Here is a 12,190-nt window from a genome sequence, read left to right as displayed (position 1 = left end):
CTGTGTCTTTGGTCTTTTGTTTGTTGTTTGGTGATTTTTTCACAACCCCACTACCACGCCCCCCCACCCCCCCCCCCCCCCCGGCGGGGGGGGGGGGGGGCCCCCCCGGGGGGGGCCCCCCACGGCCGTGTCCGGCGACGGCGTCACATCGTGGCGCCCGCCATGGCGCGGCACATCTCGGAGCAGCGGCGACAGGACTCCGCGCAGCGCGTCATCCTCTCGTCGTCCGGCATGGACATGCACGCCTCGGCACACATGTCGCAGGCCTGCGCGCACATCGTGCACATCTCGTTCGCCAGCGGCGAGCGGCGCATCATCATGTCCGCGCACATGCGGGTCATCTCCGAGCAGTCCATGAGCGCCCGCATGATCGGCATCTGGGCCTGGCCGCCCATCTGCAGACAGGAGCTCATGCTCTCCTCGCACACACCGTGGCAGGCCATGCACGCCTGGACGCAGTCCTGCATCTCCTGGCTCATCGGTTCCGTGGTGATCGGCTGCTGCTGGGTCATGGTTCCTCCCGGGGACGGAGAGGGCCGGGAATCGGCCCCGCCCTTCCGTCCTACGCCCCCTCCCCCATGACCACCACAGGACGGCCCGGACCACGTCCCTGCTTGGAAGCACCGGCAGCGGAAAAAAGAGACGGGGCGGGAACGAACGACTCAGGGGAGGGCACGCATGACACCGCAGGCGGAGAGACAGCGGCTGCGCAGACGGCTGGAACGGCTCATCGGCATCGCCGCGACCGAGGGCAACGAGCTCGTGCCGCTGCGCAACGGCGACCGGATCTTCCCCGCGATGCTGGAGGCCATCCGCGCCGCGGAGCACACCGTCGACATGATGACGTTCGTGTACTGGCGCGGCGACATCGCGCGGGAGTTCGCCGACGCCCTGGCCGAGCGGGCCCGCGCGGGGGTGCGGGTACGGCTGCTGCTGGACGGTTTCGGCGCCAAGGAGATCGAGCCGGAGCTGCTGGACGCCATGGACGACGCCGGCGTCCAGGTGGCCTGGTTCCGCAAGCCCCTCCGACTGTCACCGATGCGGCAGAACCACCGCTGTCACCGCAAGGTCCTGGTGACCGATGAGCACACCGCGTTCACCGGGGGCGTCGGCATCGCCGAGGAGTGGTGCGGTGACGCCCGCGACCCCGGCGAGTGGCGCGACACCCACGTGAAGGTCAGGGGGCCGGCCGTGGACGGCATCGCCGCGGCCTTCGCCCAGAACTGGGCCGAGTGCCACGACGAGCTGTACGACGAGCACGACCGCTTCACCGCGCAGGAGCAGCCGGGGAACGCCACGGTGCAGGTGGTGCGGGGTTCGGCCAGCTTCGGCTGGCAGGACATGCAGACGCTGCTGCGCGTGGTGATCACCTCGGCGCGGGAGCGCTTCCGGCTGTCCACGGCCTACTTCGCGCCCGACACCTACTTCATCGACCTGCTGGCCGCCGCCGCCCGCCGGGGCGTGCGGGTGGAGATCCTGCTGCCCGGCCCGCACACCGACCAGCGGGCCTGCCAACTGGCCGGCCGGCAGCACTACCAGACCCTGGTCGACGCGGGCGTGGAGGTGCGGGAGTACCAGCCGACCATGCTGCACACGAAGGTCATCACCGTGGACGGCGTCTGCTCCCTCATCGGCTCCACCAACTTCAACCGACGCTCCCTGGAGCACGACGAGGAGGTCATGCTGGCCGTCCTCGACGAGGACTTCACGGCCGCGCTGGACGCCGACTTCGACGCCGACCGCGAGCTGAGCGAGCCCGTCGACCCGGCCCGCTGGCGGCGCCGCCCCCTGACCGAGCGCCTCGCCGAGGCCGCGGTCACCCCGATCCGCCGCTTCCTGTGACGGCGCGCGGCGGCCGGGAAGAGCGGAGGGCGCCCGGCCCCGGACACCCTCCGCTTTCCGGTCCGCCCGCCGTTACGGCAGGTTGCGGGCCATCACGATCCGCTGGACTTGATTCGTACCCTCGTAGATCTGGGTGATCTTCGCGTCGCGCATCATGCGCTCGACCGGGTAGTCGCGGGTGTAGCCGTAGCCGCCGAGGAGCTGGACGGCGTCGGTGGTGACCTCCATGGCGACGTCGGAGGCGAAGCACTTGGCGGCGGCGCCCTGGAAGGTGAGGTCGCCGTCGCCGCGCTCGGACTTCGCGGCGGCGGCGTAGGTGAGCTGGCGGGCGGCCTCGATCTTCATGGCCATGTCGGCGAGCATGAACTGGACGCCCTGGAAGTCGGCGATCGGCTTGCCGAACTGCTTGCGCTCCTTGACGTAGCCCTTGGCGTAGTCGAGGGCGCCCTGGGCGATGCCGAGGGCCTGGGCGGCGATGGTGATGCGGGTGTGGTCCAGGGTCCGCATCGCGGTGGCGAAGCCGGTGCCCTCCTCGCCGATCATGCGGTCGGCGGGGATGCGGACGTTGTCGAGGTACACCTCGCGGGTCGGCGAGCCCTTGATGCCGAGCTTCTTCTCGGGGGCGCCGAAGGAGACGCCCTCGTCGGACTTCTCCACGACGAACGCGGAGATCCCCTTCGAGCGCTTCTCCGGGTCCGTGACGGCCATCACCGTGTAGTACTCGGACTCGCCGGCGTTGGTGATCCAGCGCTTCACGCCGTTGAGGACGTAGGTGTCGCCGTCGCGGACCGCCCTGGTCTTCATGCCGGCCGCGTCGGAGCCGGCGTCGGGCTCGGAGAGGCAGTACGAGAACATCGCGTCGCCCTTGGCGAGCGGGGCCAGGTACTTCTTCTTCAGCGCCTCGGAGCCGGAGAGGATCACCGGCAGCGAGCCCAGCTTGTTCACGGCCGGGATCAGGGAGGAGGACGCGCAGACGCGGGCCACCTCCTCGATCACGATGACCGTGGCGAGGGCGTCCGCGCCGGCGCCGCCGTACTCCTCGGGCACGTGGACGGCGTGCAGGTCGTTCGCGGTCAGGGCGTCGAGGGCCTCCCGCGGGAAGCGGGCCTCCTCGTCGACCGCGGCGGCGTACGGCGCGATCTTCGCCTCGGCCAGCGAGCGGACGGCGTCGCGGAGCATGTCGTGCTCCTCGGACGGGCGGTACAGGTCGAAGTCAGCCGATCCGGCCAAGGTCTCTCACGCTCCAAAACGCTGCGATGCTGGTCACGCTAACTACCGTTAAGTAACCCAAATTTTAGAACGCCGGCCACGGTTGTGGGTAGGTGAGCTGGGCGACAGGTCGTCGCCTGTGTCCCCGGGCCCCCGGTTATGCTCAGGCCCGCACCGCACGCCGTAGACCCCTGGAGCACCCATGGCCCTCAAGATCACCGTGATCGGCACCGGTTATCTCGGCGCGACCCACGCGGCGGCCATGGCGGAGCTGGGGTTCGAGGTGCTGGGCCTCGACGTCGTACCGGAGAAGATCGACAAGCTCCGGCGCGGTGAGGTCCCGATGTACGAGCCGGGGCTCGAGGAGTTGCTGCGCAGGCACGTCGCGGGGATCGAGGGGTCCACCGGGCGGCTGCGGTTCACGATGGACTGGGCCGAGGCCGGTGAGTTCGGCGACGTCCACTTCGTCTGTGTGAACACCCCGCAGCGGCACGGCGAGTACGCCTGCGACATGACGTACGTCGACTCCGCGATCGCCTCGCTCGCGCCGCACCTGAAGCGTCCCGCGCTGGTCGTGGGCAAGTCGACGGTGCCCGTCGGCTCGGCCGACCGGCTGGCCGCCTACCTGGCCGAGCACGCCCCCGCGGGGGAGGACGCGGAGCTGGCGTGGAACCCGGAGTTCCTGCGCGAGGGCTTCGCCGTGCGGGACACGCTGCACCCGGACCGGATCGTGGTGGGGGTGCGCGGCGAGCGGGCGGAGAAGGTGCTGCGGGAGGTGTACGCCACACCGGTCGGGGAGGGCTCGCCGTTCGTGGTGACGGACTTCGCGACCGCGGAGCTGGTGAAGACCTCCGCGAACTCCTTCCTGGCCACGAAGATCTCGTTCATCAACGCGATGGCCGAGGTGTGCGAGGCCGCGGACGGCGACGTCGCCAAGCTGGCGGAGGCGATCGGCTACGACGACCGGATCGGCGCGAAGTTCCTGCGGGCCGGGATCGGTTTCGGCGGCGGCTGCCTGCCGAAGGACATCCGGGCGTTCATGGCGCGCGCCGGTGAGCTGGGCGCGGACCAGGCGCTGACGTTCCTGCGGGAGATCGACTCGATCAACATGCGTCAGCGCGGCCGGATGGTGGAGCTGACCCGGCAGGCGCTGGGCGGCGGGTCGTTCCTGGGCAAGCGGGTGGCGGTGCTGGGCGCGACCTTCAAGCCGGACTCGGACGACGTCCGGGACTCGCCGGCGCTGAACGTGGCCGGGCAGATCCACCTGCAGGGCGGCCAGGTCACGGTGTACGACCCGAAGGGCATGGACAACGCCCGTGGCCTCTTCCCGACCCTGGGGTACGCCGACTCGGCGCTGGAGGCGGTGCGCGGGGCGGACGTCGTGCTGCACCTGACGGAGTGGCGGGAGTTCCGCGAGCTGGACACGGCGGCGCTGGGCGAGGTGGCGGCCCAGCGGCTGGTCCTCGACGGGCGCAACGCGCTCGACCCGGAGGTGTGGCGGCGGGCCGGCTGGCGCTACCGCGCGATGGGACGTCCCACCGCCTGACGGCACGGGTGACGCCGGTTCGGCCGAGGCTCAGTCGGCCGAACCGGCGTCCTGCCGCATTCTGCCCCACCGGGCGCGGGCGCGGTGCGGCTACGCGCCCTTCCCGGCGCGGTTCACTGCGGCACGGCAATACCCTGCAGGGGCGCGGGGCCGTATTGACGTGCGGCTACCGCCGCGTGGGCGCGACCAGCCACGACGGCGCGGCAGACGACCGACGGCACACCCCCGGCGGGGCGTCTAAGCACCCTTCGCCCGGTAGCGCCGCATCTTCGCGCGGGCCCCGCACACCTGCATGGAGCACCAGCGGCCGCGTCCGGCGGGGCTGCGGTCGTAGTACGCCCAGTGGCAGTCGGCGGCCTCGCACGCCTTCAGCCGGCTCCAGGTGCCCGCCGTGACCGCTTCCGCGACGGCGGCGGCCACGCGGGAGAGCAGGGGGCCGTCGTCGACGGGGGCGAGTGCGGCGGAGCCGTCCGCCGGGTCGACCGTGACCACCAGGGGCGCCCGGGCCAGCAGCTCGCCGAGCGGGGTGACCGCGCGGTGCGGCGGGTGCCCGGCGTGGGCGAGCAGGGTGGCGCGCAGGGACTCGCGCAGTTCGCGGGCGGAGGCGGCGGTGTCCTCGGTGAGCCCGAAGGGAGCACGGCCGTCCGCCGTGTCCAGCGCGTCGGCGCCCGACTCGACGTCCAGCGTGTTGACCAGGGCCTGGACCAGGGCCAGCCTCCCGGGCGGGGCCGCTCTCTCGCTCATGCCTGGACCGTACCTCCCGTTATTCCCTTGCGACGTTACCGCCCATGGGGCAGCATGCGGTAACGGATACCGGTTGACCGGATCTACCGGTAACAACAAGGAGGAAGTCATGTCCGTTGCCAAGGTGGGCGCCGTCGTCCTGGACTGTCCGGATCCGCGCGCGCTGGCCGGTTTCTACGCCGGGATCGTGGGCGGCACGGTGGTGGACGAGGGCGACTGGGTGGACCTGAAGGTGGACGGCGGCCCGGTCCTCGCCTTCCAGGCGTCCCCGGGGTACGTACCGCCGCGGTGGCCGTCGGACGACGGTTCGCAGCAGTTCCACCTGGACCTGACGGTCGAGGACCTGGACGCGGCCGAGAAGGAGGTGCTGGCGCTGGGCGCGAGGCCGCTGGACGCCGACGACCACTCGCGGACCTTTCGGGTTTACGCGGATCCGGCCGGGCACCCGTTCTGCCTCTGCGCCTGCTGACCCGCTGAACCCTGGAGGACCCATGGCCCCCGTGGCCCGTCTGCGTTCCGTCGTTCTCGACTGCTCCGACCCGCGTGAACTGGCCGTCTTCTACGCGGCCGTCGGCGGCGGCACGCCCGTGGAGGAGGACCCGGACTGGGTGGTGCTGCAGATCCCCGCGGGGCCCCGGCTCGCCTTCCAGCGGGCGCCGGGGTACGCCCCGCCGCAGTGGCCGCGCGCCGACCACGACTCCCAGCAGTTCCACCTCGACTTCGACGCCGGCGGGACCTGGGAGGAGATCGACGCGGCCGAGGCGAAGGTGCTGGCGCTGGGGGCCCGGGTGCTGGACCGGGAGGACTACGAGAGCAAGGGCTTCCGGGTGTACGCCGATCCGGCAGGGCATCCGTTCTGCCTCTGCCGAATCGAACAGCCCTGACCTGAGGGCCCTGGCCGCTCAGCCGTCCAGGGAGGCCAGGGTGGCGTTGGACGGGGCGCGGGTTTCTTGGAGGTGCCGGGCCACGTCCTCCGCGGCGCCCAGGACCCGTACCGCGTTCTTCCACGTGAGCTTGGCCAGGTCGGCCTTCGACCAGCCGCGGTCGAGGAGTTCGGCGATCAGGTTCGGGTAGCCGGAGACGTCGTTCAAGCCGTCGGGGGTGAAGGCCGTGCCGTCGTAGTCGCCGCCGATGCCGAGGTGGTCGACGCCGGCGACCTCGCGCATGTGGTCGAGGTGGTCGGCCACGGTGGAGACGGTGGCGACCGGGCGCGGGTGGGACTCCTCGAAGGCGCGGTGCACCTTCATCCCCTCGGCGGTGGTGTCGAGGTGGTGGAAGCCGTGGGCGCGCATGTTCTCGTCGGCCGCGGCCGTCCAGTCGACGGCCGCCTGGAGCACGAACTTCGGCACGAACGTCACCATCGCGACACCGCCGTTGGCGGGCAGCCGCTCCAGCACGTCGTCGGGGATGTTGCGCGGGTGGTCGCAGACCGCGCGGGCGGAGGAGTGCGAGAAGATCACCGGCGCCGAGGTGGCGTCCAGCGCGTCCCGCATGGTCGTGGCGGCGACGTGGGAGAGGTCGACCAGCATGCCGAGCCGGTTCATCTCCCGCACCACCTCGCGGCCGAAGGCCGACAGGCCGCCCACGGCGGGCTCGTCGGTCGCCGAGTCCGCCCACGCCACGTTGAAGTTGTGGGTGAGGGTCAGATAGCGCACGCCCAGGCCGTACAGCCCGCGGAGCGTACCGAGGGAGTCGGCGATGGAGTGGCCGCCCTCCGCCCCCATGAGGGAGGCGATACGGCCCTGGCTCCGCGCGGCCTCCATGTCCGCGGCGGTCAGCGCGGGCGCCAGCTCCCGCGGGTGACGGTCCAGCAACTGCCGTACGCAGTCGATCTGTTCCAGCGTGGCCGGTACCGGGTCGGGCTGGTCCGCGCGGACGTACACCGACCAGAACTGCGCGCCGACCCCGCCCGCGCGCAGCCGGGGGAGGTCGGTGTGCAGGTGGGCGGACTGGTCGTCGGCGATGTCGCGGGCGCCGAGGTCGTAGCGGACCTGTTCGCGCAGCGCCCACGGCAGGTCGTTGTGCCCGTCGACGACGGGGAACTCGCGCAGCAGCTCCCGGGCCCGGTCCAGCGAGGTCATCCGCGTCACTTCCCGAAGCCGAAGCCGGCGGCGGAGCCCTCGGCCCTGGCGCGCAGCCGCTTGCCCTTCTCGGTGGCCTGGTCGTTGAGCTCCTGCTGGAACTCCCGCATGCGGCCGAGGAGTTCCTCGTCGTGGGCGGCGAGCATACGGGCCGCGAGCAGGCCCGCGTTGCGCGCCCCGGCGACGGAGACGGTGGCCACGGGCACGCCGGCCGGCATCTGCACGATGGACAGCAGGGAGTCCATGCCGTCGAGGTACTTCAGCGGCACGGGCACGCCGATGACGGGCAGCGGGGTGACCGAGGCGAGCATGCCGGGCAGGTGGGCGGCTCCGCCCGCACCCGCGATGATCACCTTGAGTCCCCGGTCCGCGGCCTGCTCGCCGTACGCGATCATCTCGCGGGGCATGCGGTGCGCGGAGACCACGTCGACCTCGTAGGCGATCTCGAACTCGTCGAGGGCCTTGGCCGCCGCTTCCATGACGGGCCAGTCGGAGTCCGACCCCATGACGATGCCGACAACAGGGCTCATTCGGTGATCGTGCCTCTCAGGTAGCCGGCTGCGTGACGGGCGCGCTCCAGCACGTCGTCCAGGTCGTCGCCGTAGGTGTTGACGTGGCCCACCTTGCGGCCGGGCTTCACGTCCTTGCCGTACATGTGGATCTTCAGCTGGGGGTCGCGGGCCATGCAGTGCAGGTACGCGGAGTACATGTCCGGGTAGTCGCCGCCGAGGACGTTGACCATGACCGTCCACTTCGCGCGCGGGCGGGGGTCGCCGAGCGGGAGGTCGAGGACGGCGCGGACGTGGTTGGCGAACTGCGAGGTGATCGCGCCGTCCTGGCTCCAGTGGCCGGAGTTGTGCGGGCGCATCGCGAGCTCGTTGACGAGGACGCGGCCGTCGCGGGTCTGGAACAGCTCCACCGCGAGGTGGCCGACGACGCCCAGCTCCTTGGCGATGTTCAGCGCCATCTCCTCGGCCTTCAGGGCGAGGGCCTCGTCGAGGTCGGGGGCGGGCGCGACGACCGTGTCGCAGACGCCGTCGACCTGCCGCGACTCCACGACCGGGTAGGCGACGGCCTGCCCGTGCGGGGAGCGGACCACGTTGGCGGCCAGCTCGCGCACGAAGTCGACCTTCTCCTCGGCGAGGACGGCGACACCGGCCTTGAACGGCTCGGCGGCCTCCTCGACGGAGCCGACGACCCACACGCCCTTGCCGTCGTAGCCGCCGCGGACCGTCTTGAGGACGACGGGGAAGCCCTCGCCCTCCGCGGCGAACGCGGCCACGTCCTCGGGGTCGGCGACGATGCGGTGCCGCGGGCACGGCACCCCGATCGCGTCGAGCTTCGCGCGCATCACGCCCTTGTCCTGGGCGTGCACCAGCGCGTCGGGGCCCGGCCGGACGGGGATGCCGTCCGCCTCCAGGGCCCTGAGGTGCTCGGTGGGCACGTGCTCGTGGTCGAAGGTGATCACGTCGCAGCCGCGCGCGAACGCGCGCAGCGTCTCCAGGTCGCGGTAGTCGCCGACGACGACGTCGCCGACGACCTGCGCCGCGGAATCCTGCGGAGTGTCACTGAGGAGCTTGAACCTGATGCCGAGCGGGATGCCCGCCTCGTGTGTCATACGAGCGAGCTGGCCACCGCCGACCATGCCGACTACCGGGAACGTCACGCCCCCAGGGTATCGGCCGAGCCACCGTGGCCGGTTTACGGGCCTCTTCCCGGACGGTTCCGGCCGGTCCACGGCCGCGGTCTCCGTCCGCAGGAAGATCGCGAGGACGGGTGGTTAGCATGGTCTGGTTGACGCCGAACGACGGACGGGGGCCAGCACGACCATGGGACGCGGTTCCTCCGGGCCTCCGGCCACGGCCCCGGCACCGGCCCCGCGCGGCACCGTGCGGGAGCGGATCGACCGGCTGGTCCGCGAGGTCGTGAAGTTCGGTGCGGTCGGCGGAGTGGGTCTGCTGGTCAATCTCCTCGTGTTCAACCTGGTCCGGCAGGTGACGGACCTCCAGGTGGTGCGGGCGAGCGTCATCGCCACCGTCGTGGCGATCATCTTCAACTACGTCGGCTTCCGCTACTTCGCCTACCGGGAGCGCGACAAGTCCCGGCGCACCCGGGAGATGACGCTGTTCCTGCTGTTCAGCGCGGTCGGCCTGGTGATCGAGAACGGCGTGCTGTACACGGCCACGTACGGTTTCGGCTGGGACAGCCCGCTGCAGAGCAACATCTTCAAGTTCTTCGGCATCGGCGTGGCGACCCTGTTCCGCTTCTGGTCGTACCGCACCTGGGTGTTCCGCGCGCTGCCGGTCCGGGAGCCGGTGGCGCGGGGCGGCGCGTCCGCCGACGGCTCCCGTACGACGCAGCGCGTGCCGTAGCCGTATCCGGCCATAGTCGGCCGTGGCCGTCAGCGCACCGTCTGGCGGGGCTCGTCGTCCGGGGACCTCTGCGGTGGCGTGCGGGAGAGGAACAGGCCGAAGACGGCCGGGCTGGCCTGGAGCATCTCCAGCCGGCCGCCGTCCGCCTCCGCCAGGTCGCGGGCGACGGCGAGGCCGATGCCGGTGGAGTTGCGGCCGCTGATCGCCCGTTCGAAGATCCGCGCCCCCAGGTCGGCGGGAATGCCCGGTCCCTCGTCGGTGACCTCGACGACGACCTGGTTGCCGGTGACCCGGGTGCGCAGGGCGACCGTGCCGCCCCCGTGCATCAGCGAGTTCTCGATCAGCGCCGCCAGCACCTGGGCGACCGCGCCCGGCGTGCCCACCGCCCGCAGCTGCCGCTTGCCCGAGGTGACGATCGCGCGGCCCGCGCTGCGGTAGGCGGGGCGCCACTCGGCGAGCTGCTGCTGGATCACCTCGTCGAGGTCGAAGGTGACCGCGGAGCCGGTGCGCGGGTCGCGGGAGTTGGTCAGCAGCCGCTCCACCACGTCCGTCAGCCGCTCCACCTGCGTCAGCGCGATCGTGGCCTCCTCCTTCACCGTGTCCGGGTCGTCGGTGAGGGTGATCTCCTCCAGGCGCATGGACAGCGCGGTGAGGGGGGTGCGCAGCTGGTGGGAGGCGTCGGCGGCGAGGCGCCGCTCGGCGGTCAGCATGCGGGCGATGCGCTCGGCGGAGTGGTCCAGCACGTCCGCGACCCGGTCCAGCTCGGGAACGCCGTAGCGGCGGTGGCGGGGGCGGGGGTCGCCGGAGCCGAGGCGTTCGGCGGTCTCCGCGAGGTCGGTCAGCGGGGAGGCGAGCCGGTTGGCCTGGCGCACCGCCAGCAGCACCGCCGCGACCACCGCGAGCAGCGCCACCAGGACGATGATCAGCAGCGTGCGGCCGACCTCCCGGGTCACCGAGGAGCGCGGCTCCTGGACGGTGACCGTCTCGCCCTCCTCACCGGGTTCCGTGGCGCTGATGACGTCGCCGTCCGGCTCGGTGCCGACCTCGATGGGCGGTTTGCCGGGGATCTTGATGACGGCGTACCGGTCCTCGGTGATCTGGTCGCTGATGATCTCGGCGGTGACCTTGTCCTCGACGAGCAGCCGGCTGTCGACGATGCTGGCCAGCCGGACCGCCTCGGACTCCACCCGCTCCTTGGCGCTCTCGCTGATGGTGCGGGTCTCGACGATCACCAGGGAGACGCCGAAGACGGCGATCACGACGAGCACCACGGCGAGCGTGGACTGGATCAGGCGGCGGCGCATGTCCTCTTACCCAAGACGGAAGACCCCACGGGGTTGCGGCCGGCTCTTCCGGCTCCTCTGGTTCTTCTGGTTCTTCTTCTGACTCTTCTGGCTCTTCTTCTAGCTCTTCTCGAAGCGGAAGCCCACGCCGCGCACGGTCGCGATGTAGCGGGGGTTGGCGGCGTCGTCGCCCAGCTTCTTGCGCAGCCAGGAGATGTGCATGTCGAGGGTCTTGGTGGAGGACCACCAGGTGGTGTCCCAGACCTCGCGCATCAACTGGTCGCGGGTGACGACCCGGCCCGCGTCCCGCACCAGGACCCGCAGCAGGTCGAACTCCTTCGCGGTGAGCTGGAGCTCCTCGTCGCCCATCCAGGCCCGGTGCGACTCGACGTCGATGCGCACCCCGTGGGTGGCGGGCGGCTGCTGGGGGTCGGCGGAACCGCGCCGCAGCAGGGCCCGGACCCGGGCCAGCAGCTCGGCGAGCCGGAACGGCTTGGTGACGTAGTCGTCGGCGCCCGCGTCCAGGCCGACGACCGTGTCCACCTCGTCGGCGCGCGCGGTCAGAATCAGCAGGGGAACCGTGTGCCCCCCGGCGCGGAGCCGGCGGGCGACCTCGAGGCCGTCCATGCCGGGCAGTCCGAGGTCCAGCACCACCAGGTCGACGCCGCCCTGCATGCCGGCTTCGAGCGCGGTGGGTCCGTCCTCGCGCACCTCGACTTCGTATCCCTCCCGGCGCAGGGCGCGGGCCAGCGGCTCCGAGATGGACGCGTCGTCCTCGGCGAGCAGTACACGGGTCATGCAGTGATGGTAATCCCGCCGCCACGGGGCCCGGGGTGTGATCGCGAGCGCTGCCCCTCACCTCTCTCACACCCGTTTCTCACCCGCGGCGGTCACGATTCGCGCCTGCGGGTGTGAGGTGTGAACCTTGAAGAGACCTTCGAATGGGTGATCGCGGTTCCGGTAGAACCTGTGATCCGTGTCTCAAGTCCTTCCATATCCGGCACTGTCCTGCCGTATGGTGAATCAACGCCTGTTGCACCACGGGGACCTTTGGCGCAGTCGACGCCGAGGGTCTCTTCTGTGTGCGGGCCGGCCTGTGCGCCGGCCCCGGAA

The 12,190-nt window shown here is 71.4% G+C and carries 13 protein-coding genes; 5 read left to right on the top strand and 8 right to left on the bottom strand.

All coding sequences use genetic code 11. The features are described 5' to 3' along the window. Positions 1 to 143: 143 nt before the first annotated feature. A complete protein-coding gene (locus ACH5AO_RS32065) occupies positions 144 to 512 on the bottom strand; it encodes a four-helix bundle copper-binding protein (protein ID WP_398930823.1) in 369 nt (122 codons plus the stop codon). Positions 513 to 678: 166 nt separating this feature from the next. On the opposite strand from ACH5AO_RS32065, the gene ACH5AO_RS32060 reads away from it, so the two are divergent. Then, a complete protein-coding gene (locus ACH5AO_RS32060) occupies positions 679 to 1,842 on the top strand; it encodes a phosphatidylserine/phosphatidylglycerophosphate/cardiolipin synthase family protein (protein ID WP_398930821.1) in 1,164 nt (387 codons plus the stop codon). Positions 1,843 to 1,914: 72 nt separating this feature from the next. On the opposite strand, the gene ACH5AO_RS32055 is transcribed toward ACH5AO_RS32060, so the two are convergent. Next, positions 1,915 to 3,072 (bottom strand): acyl-CoA dehydrogenase, encoded by a 1,158-nt coding sequence (locus ACH5AO_RS32055; RefSeq protein ID WP_398930819.1) that lies wholly within the window; start codon positions 3,070 to 3,072, stop codon positions 1,915 to 1,917. 181 nt (positions 3,073 to 3,253) lie between these two features. On the opposite strand from ACH5AO_RS32055, the gene ACH5AO_RS32050 reads away from it, so the two are divergent. Continuing rightward, on the top strand, positions 3,254 to 4,597 hold the full coding sequence (locus ACH5AO_RS32050) for a UDP-glucose dehydrogenase family protein (RefSeq protein WP_398930817.1): 1,344 nt from the start codon (positions 3,254 to 3,256) through the stop codon (positions 4,595 to 4,597). 237 nt (positions 4,598 to 4,834) lie between these two features. Here ACH5AO_RS32050 and ACH5AO_RS32045 read toward each other — a convergent pair whose 3' ends face one another. Beyond that, the gene (locus ACH5AO_RS32045; RefSeq protein ID WP_398930815.1) at positions 4,835 to 5,341 is read right to left on the bottom strand and encodes a CGNR zinc finger domain-containing protein; all 507 of its coding nucleotides are present in this window, start codon (positions 5,339 to 5,341) and stop codon (positions 4,835 to 4,837) included. Positions 5,342 to 5,450: 109 nt separating this feature from the next. On the opposite strand from ACH5AO_RS32045, the gene ACH5AO_RS32040 reads away from it, so the two are divergent. Both ACH5AO_RS32040 and ACH5AO_RS32035 read left to right on the top strand, forming a co-directional pair. Further along, positions 5,451 to 5,810: a VOC family protein gene (locus ACH5AO_RS32040; RefSeq protein WP_398930813.1), complete on the top strand. Its 360-nt coding sequence runs from the start codon at positions 5,451 to 5,453 to the stop codon at positions 5,808 to 5,810. 22 nt (positions 5,811 to 5,832) lie between these two features. Beyond that, positions 5,833 to 6,225, top strand: coding sequence for a VOC family protein (locus tag ACH5AO_RS32035; protein WP_398930810.1), 393 nt, complete (start codon positions 5,833 to 5,835; stop codon positions 6,223 to 6,225). A gap of 18 nt (positions 6,226 to 6,243) precedes the next feature. On the opposite strand, the gene ACH5AO_RS32030 is transcribed toward ACH5AO_RS32035, so the two are convergent. From ACH5AO_RS32030 to ACH5AO_RS32020, 3 genes are read right to left on the bottom strand one after another with little or no spacing between them, the layout of a single operon-like run. Next, positions 6,244 to 7,422, bottom strand: a complete 1,179-nt coding sequence (locus tag ACH5AO_RS32030; protein ID WP_398930808.1) for a dipeptidase — start codon at positions 7,420 to 7,422, stop codon at positions 6,244 to 6,246. Between the two features lie 5 nt (positions 7,423 to 7,427). After that, positions 7,428 to 7,952 carry a 5-(carboxyamino)imidazole ribonucleotide mutase gene (gene purE, locus ACH5AO_RS32025; RefSeq protein WP_398930806.1) on the bottom strand — a complete coding sequence of 175 codons (525 nt, stop codon included), beginning with the start codon at positions 7,950 to 7,952 and terminating at the stop codon, positions 7,428 to 7,430. Beyond that, positions 7,949 to 9,088, bottom strand: coding sequence for a 5-(carboxyamino)imidazole ribonucleotide synthase (locus tag ACH5AO_RS32020; protein ID WP_398930804.1), 1,140 nt, complete (start codon positions 9,086 to 9,088; stop codon positions 7,949 to 7,951). Before ACH5AO_RS32020 ends, purE begins: the two co-directional genes overlap by 4 nt. Positions 9,089 to 9,251: 163 nt before the next feature. Here ACH5AO_RS32020 and ACH5AO_RS32015 point away from each other — a divergent pair, with 163 nt between their 5' ends. Continuing rightward, positions 9,252 to 9,794 carry a GtrA family protein gene (locus tag ACH5AO_RS32015; RefSeq protein ID WP_398930801.1) on the top strand — a complete coding sequence of 181 codons (543 nt, stop codon included), beginning with the start codon at positions 9,252 to 9,254 and terminating at the stop codon, positions 9,792 to 9,794. Between the two features lie 29 nt (positions 9,795 to 9,823). Here the strand turns inward: ACH5AO_RS32015 and ACH5AO_RS32010 are convergent, their stop codons facing one another. Both ACH5AO_RS32010 and ACH5AO_RS32005 read right to left on the bottom strand, forming a co-directional pair. Then, on the bottom strand, positions 9,824 to 11,098 hold the full coding sequence (locus tag ACH5AO_RS32010) for an ATP-binding protein (RefSeq protein WP_398930799.1): 1,275 nt from the start codon (positions 11,096 to 11,098) through the stop codon (positions 9,824 to 9,826). A 99-nt stretch (positions 11,099 to 11,197) separates the two neighbouring features. Then, the gene (locus ACH5AO_RS32005) at positions 11,198 to 11,875 is read right to left on the bottom strand and encodes a response regulator transcription factor (protein WP_398930797.1); all 678 of its coding nucleotides are present in this window, start codon (positions 11,873 to 11,875) and stop codon (positions 11,198 to 11,200) included. Positions 11,876 to 12,190: the final 315 nt, after the last annotated feature.

Source organism: Streptomyces sp. NPDC018964 (genome assembly GCF_044390325.1).
Classification (GTDB): Bacteria; Actinomycetota; Actinomycetes; order Streptomycetales; family Streptomycetaceae; genus Streptomyces.
The sequence above is the reverse complement of the archived record's forward strand: the minus strand, read 5'-3'. Positions and strand labels throughout refer to the sequence as shown.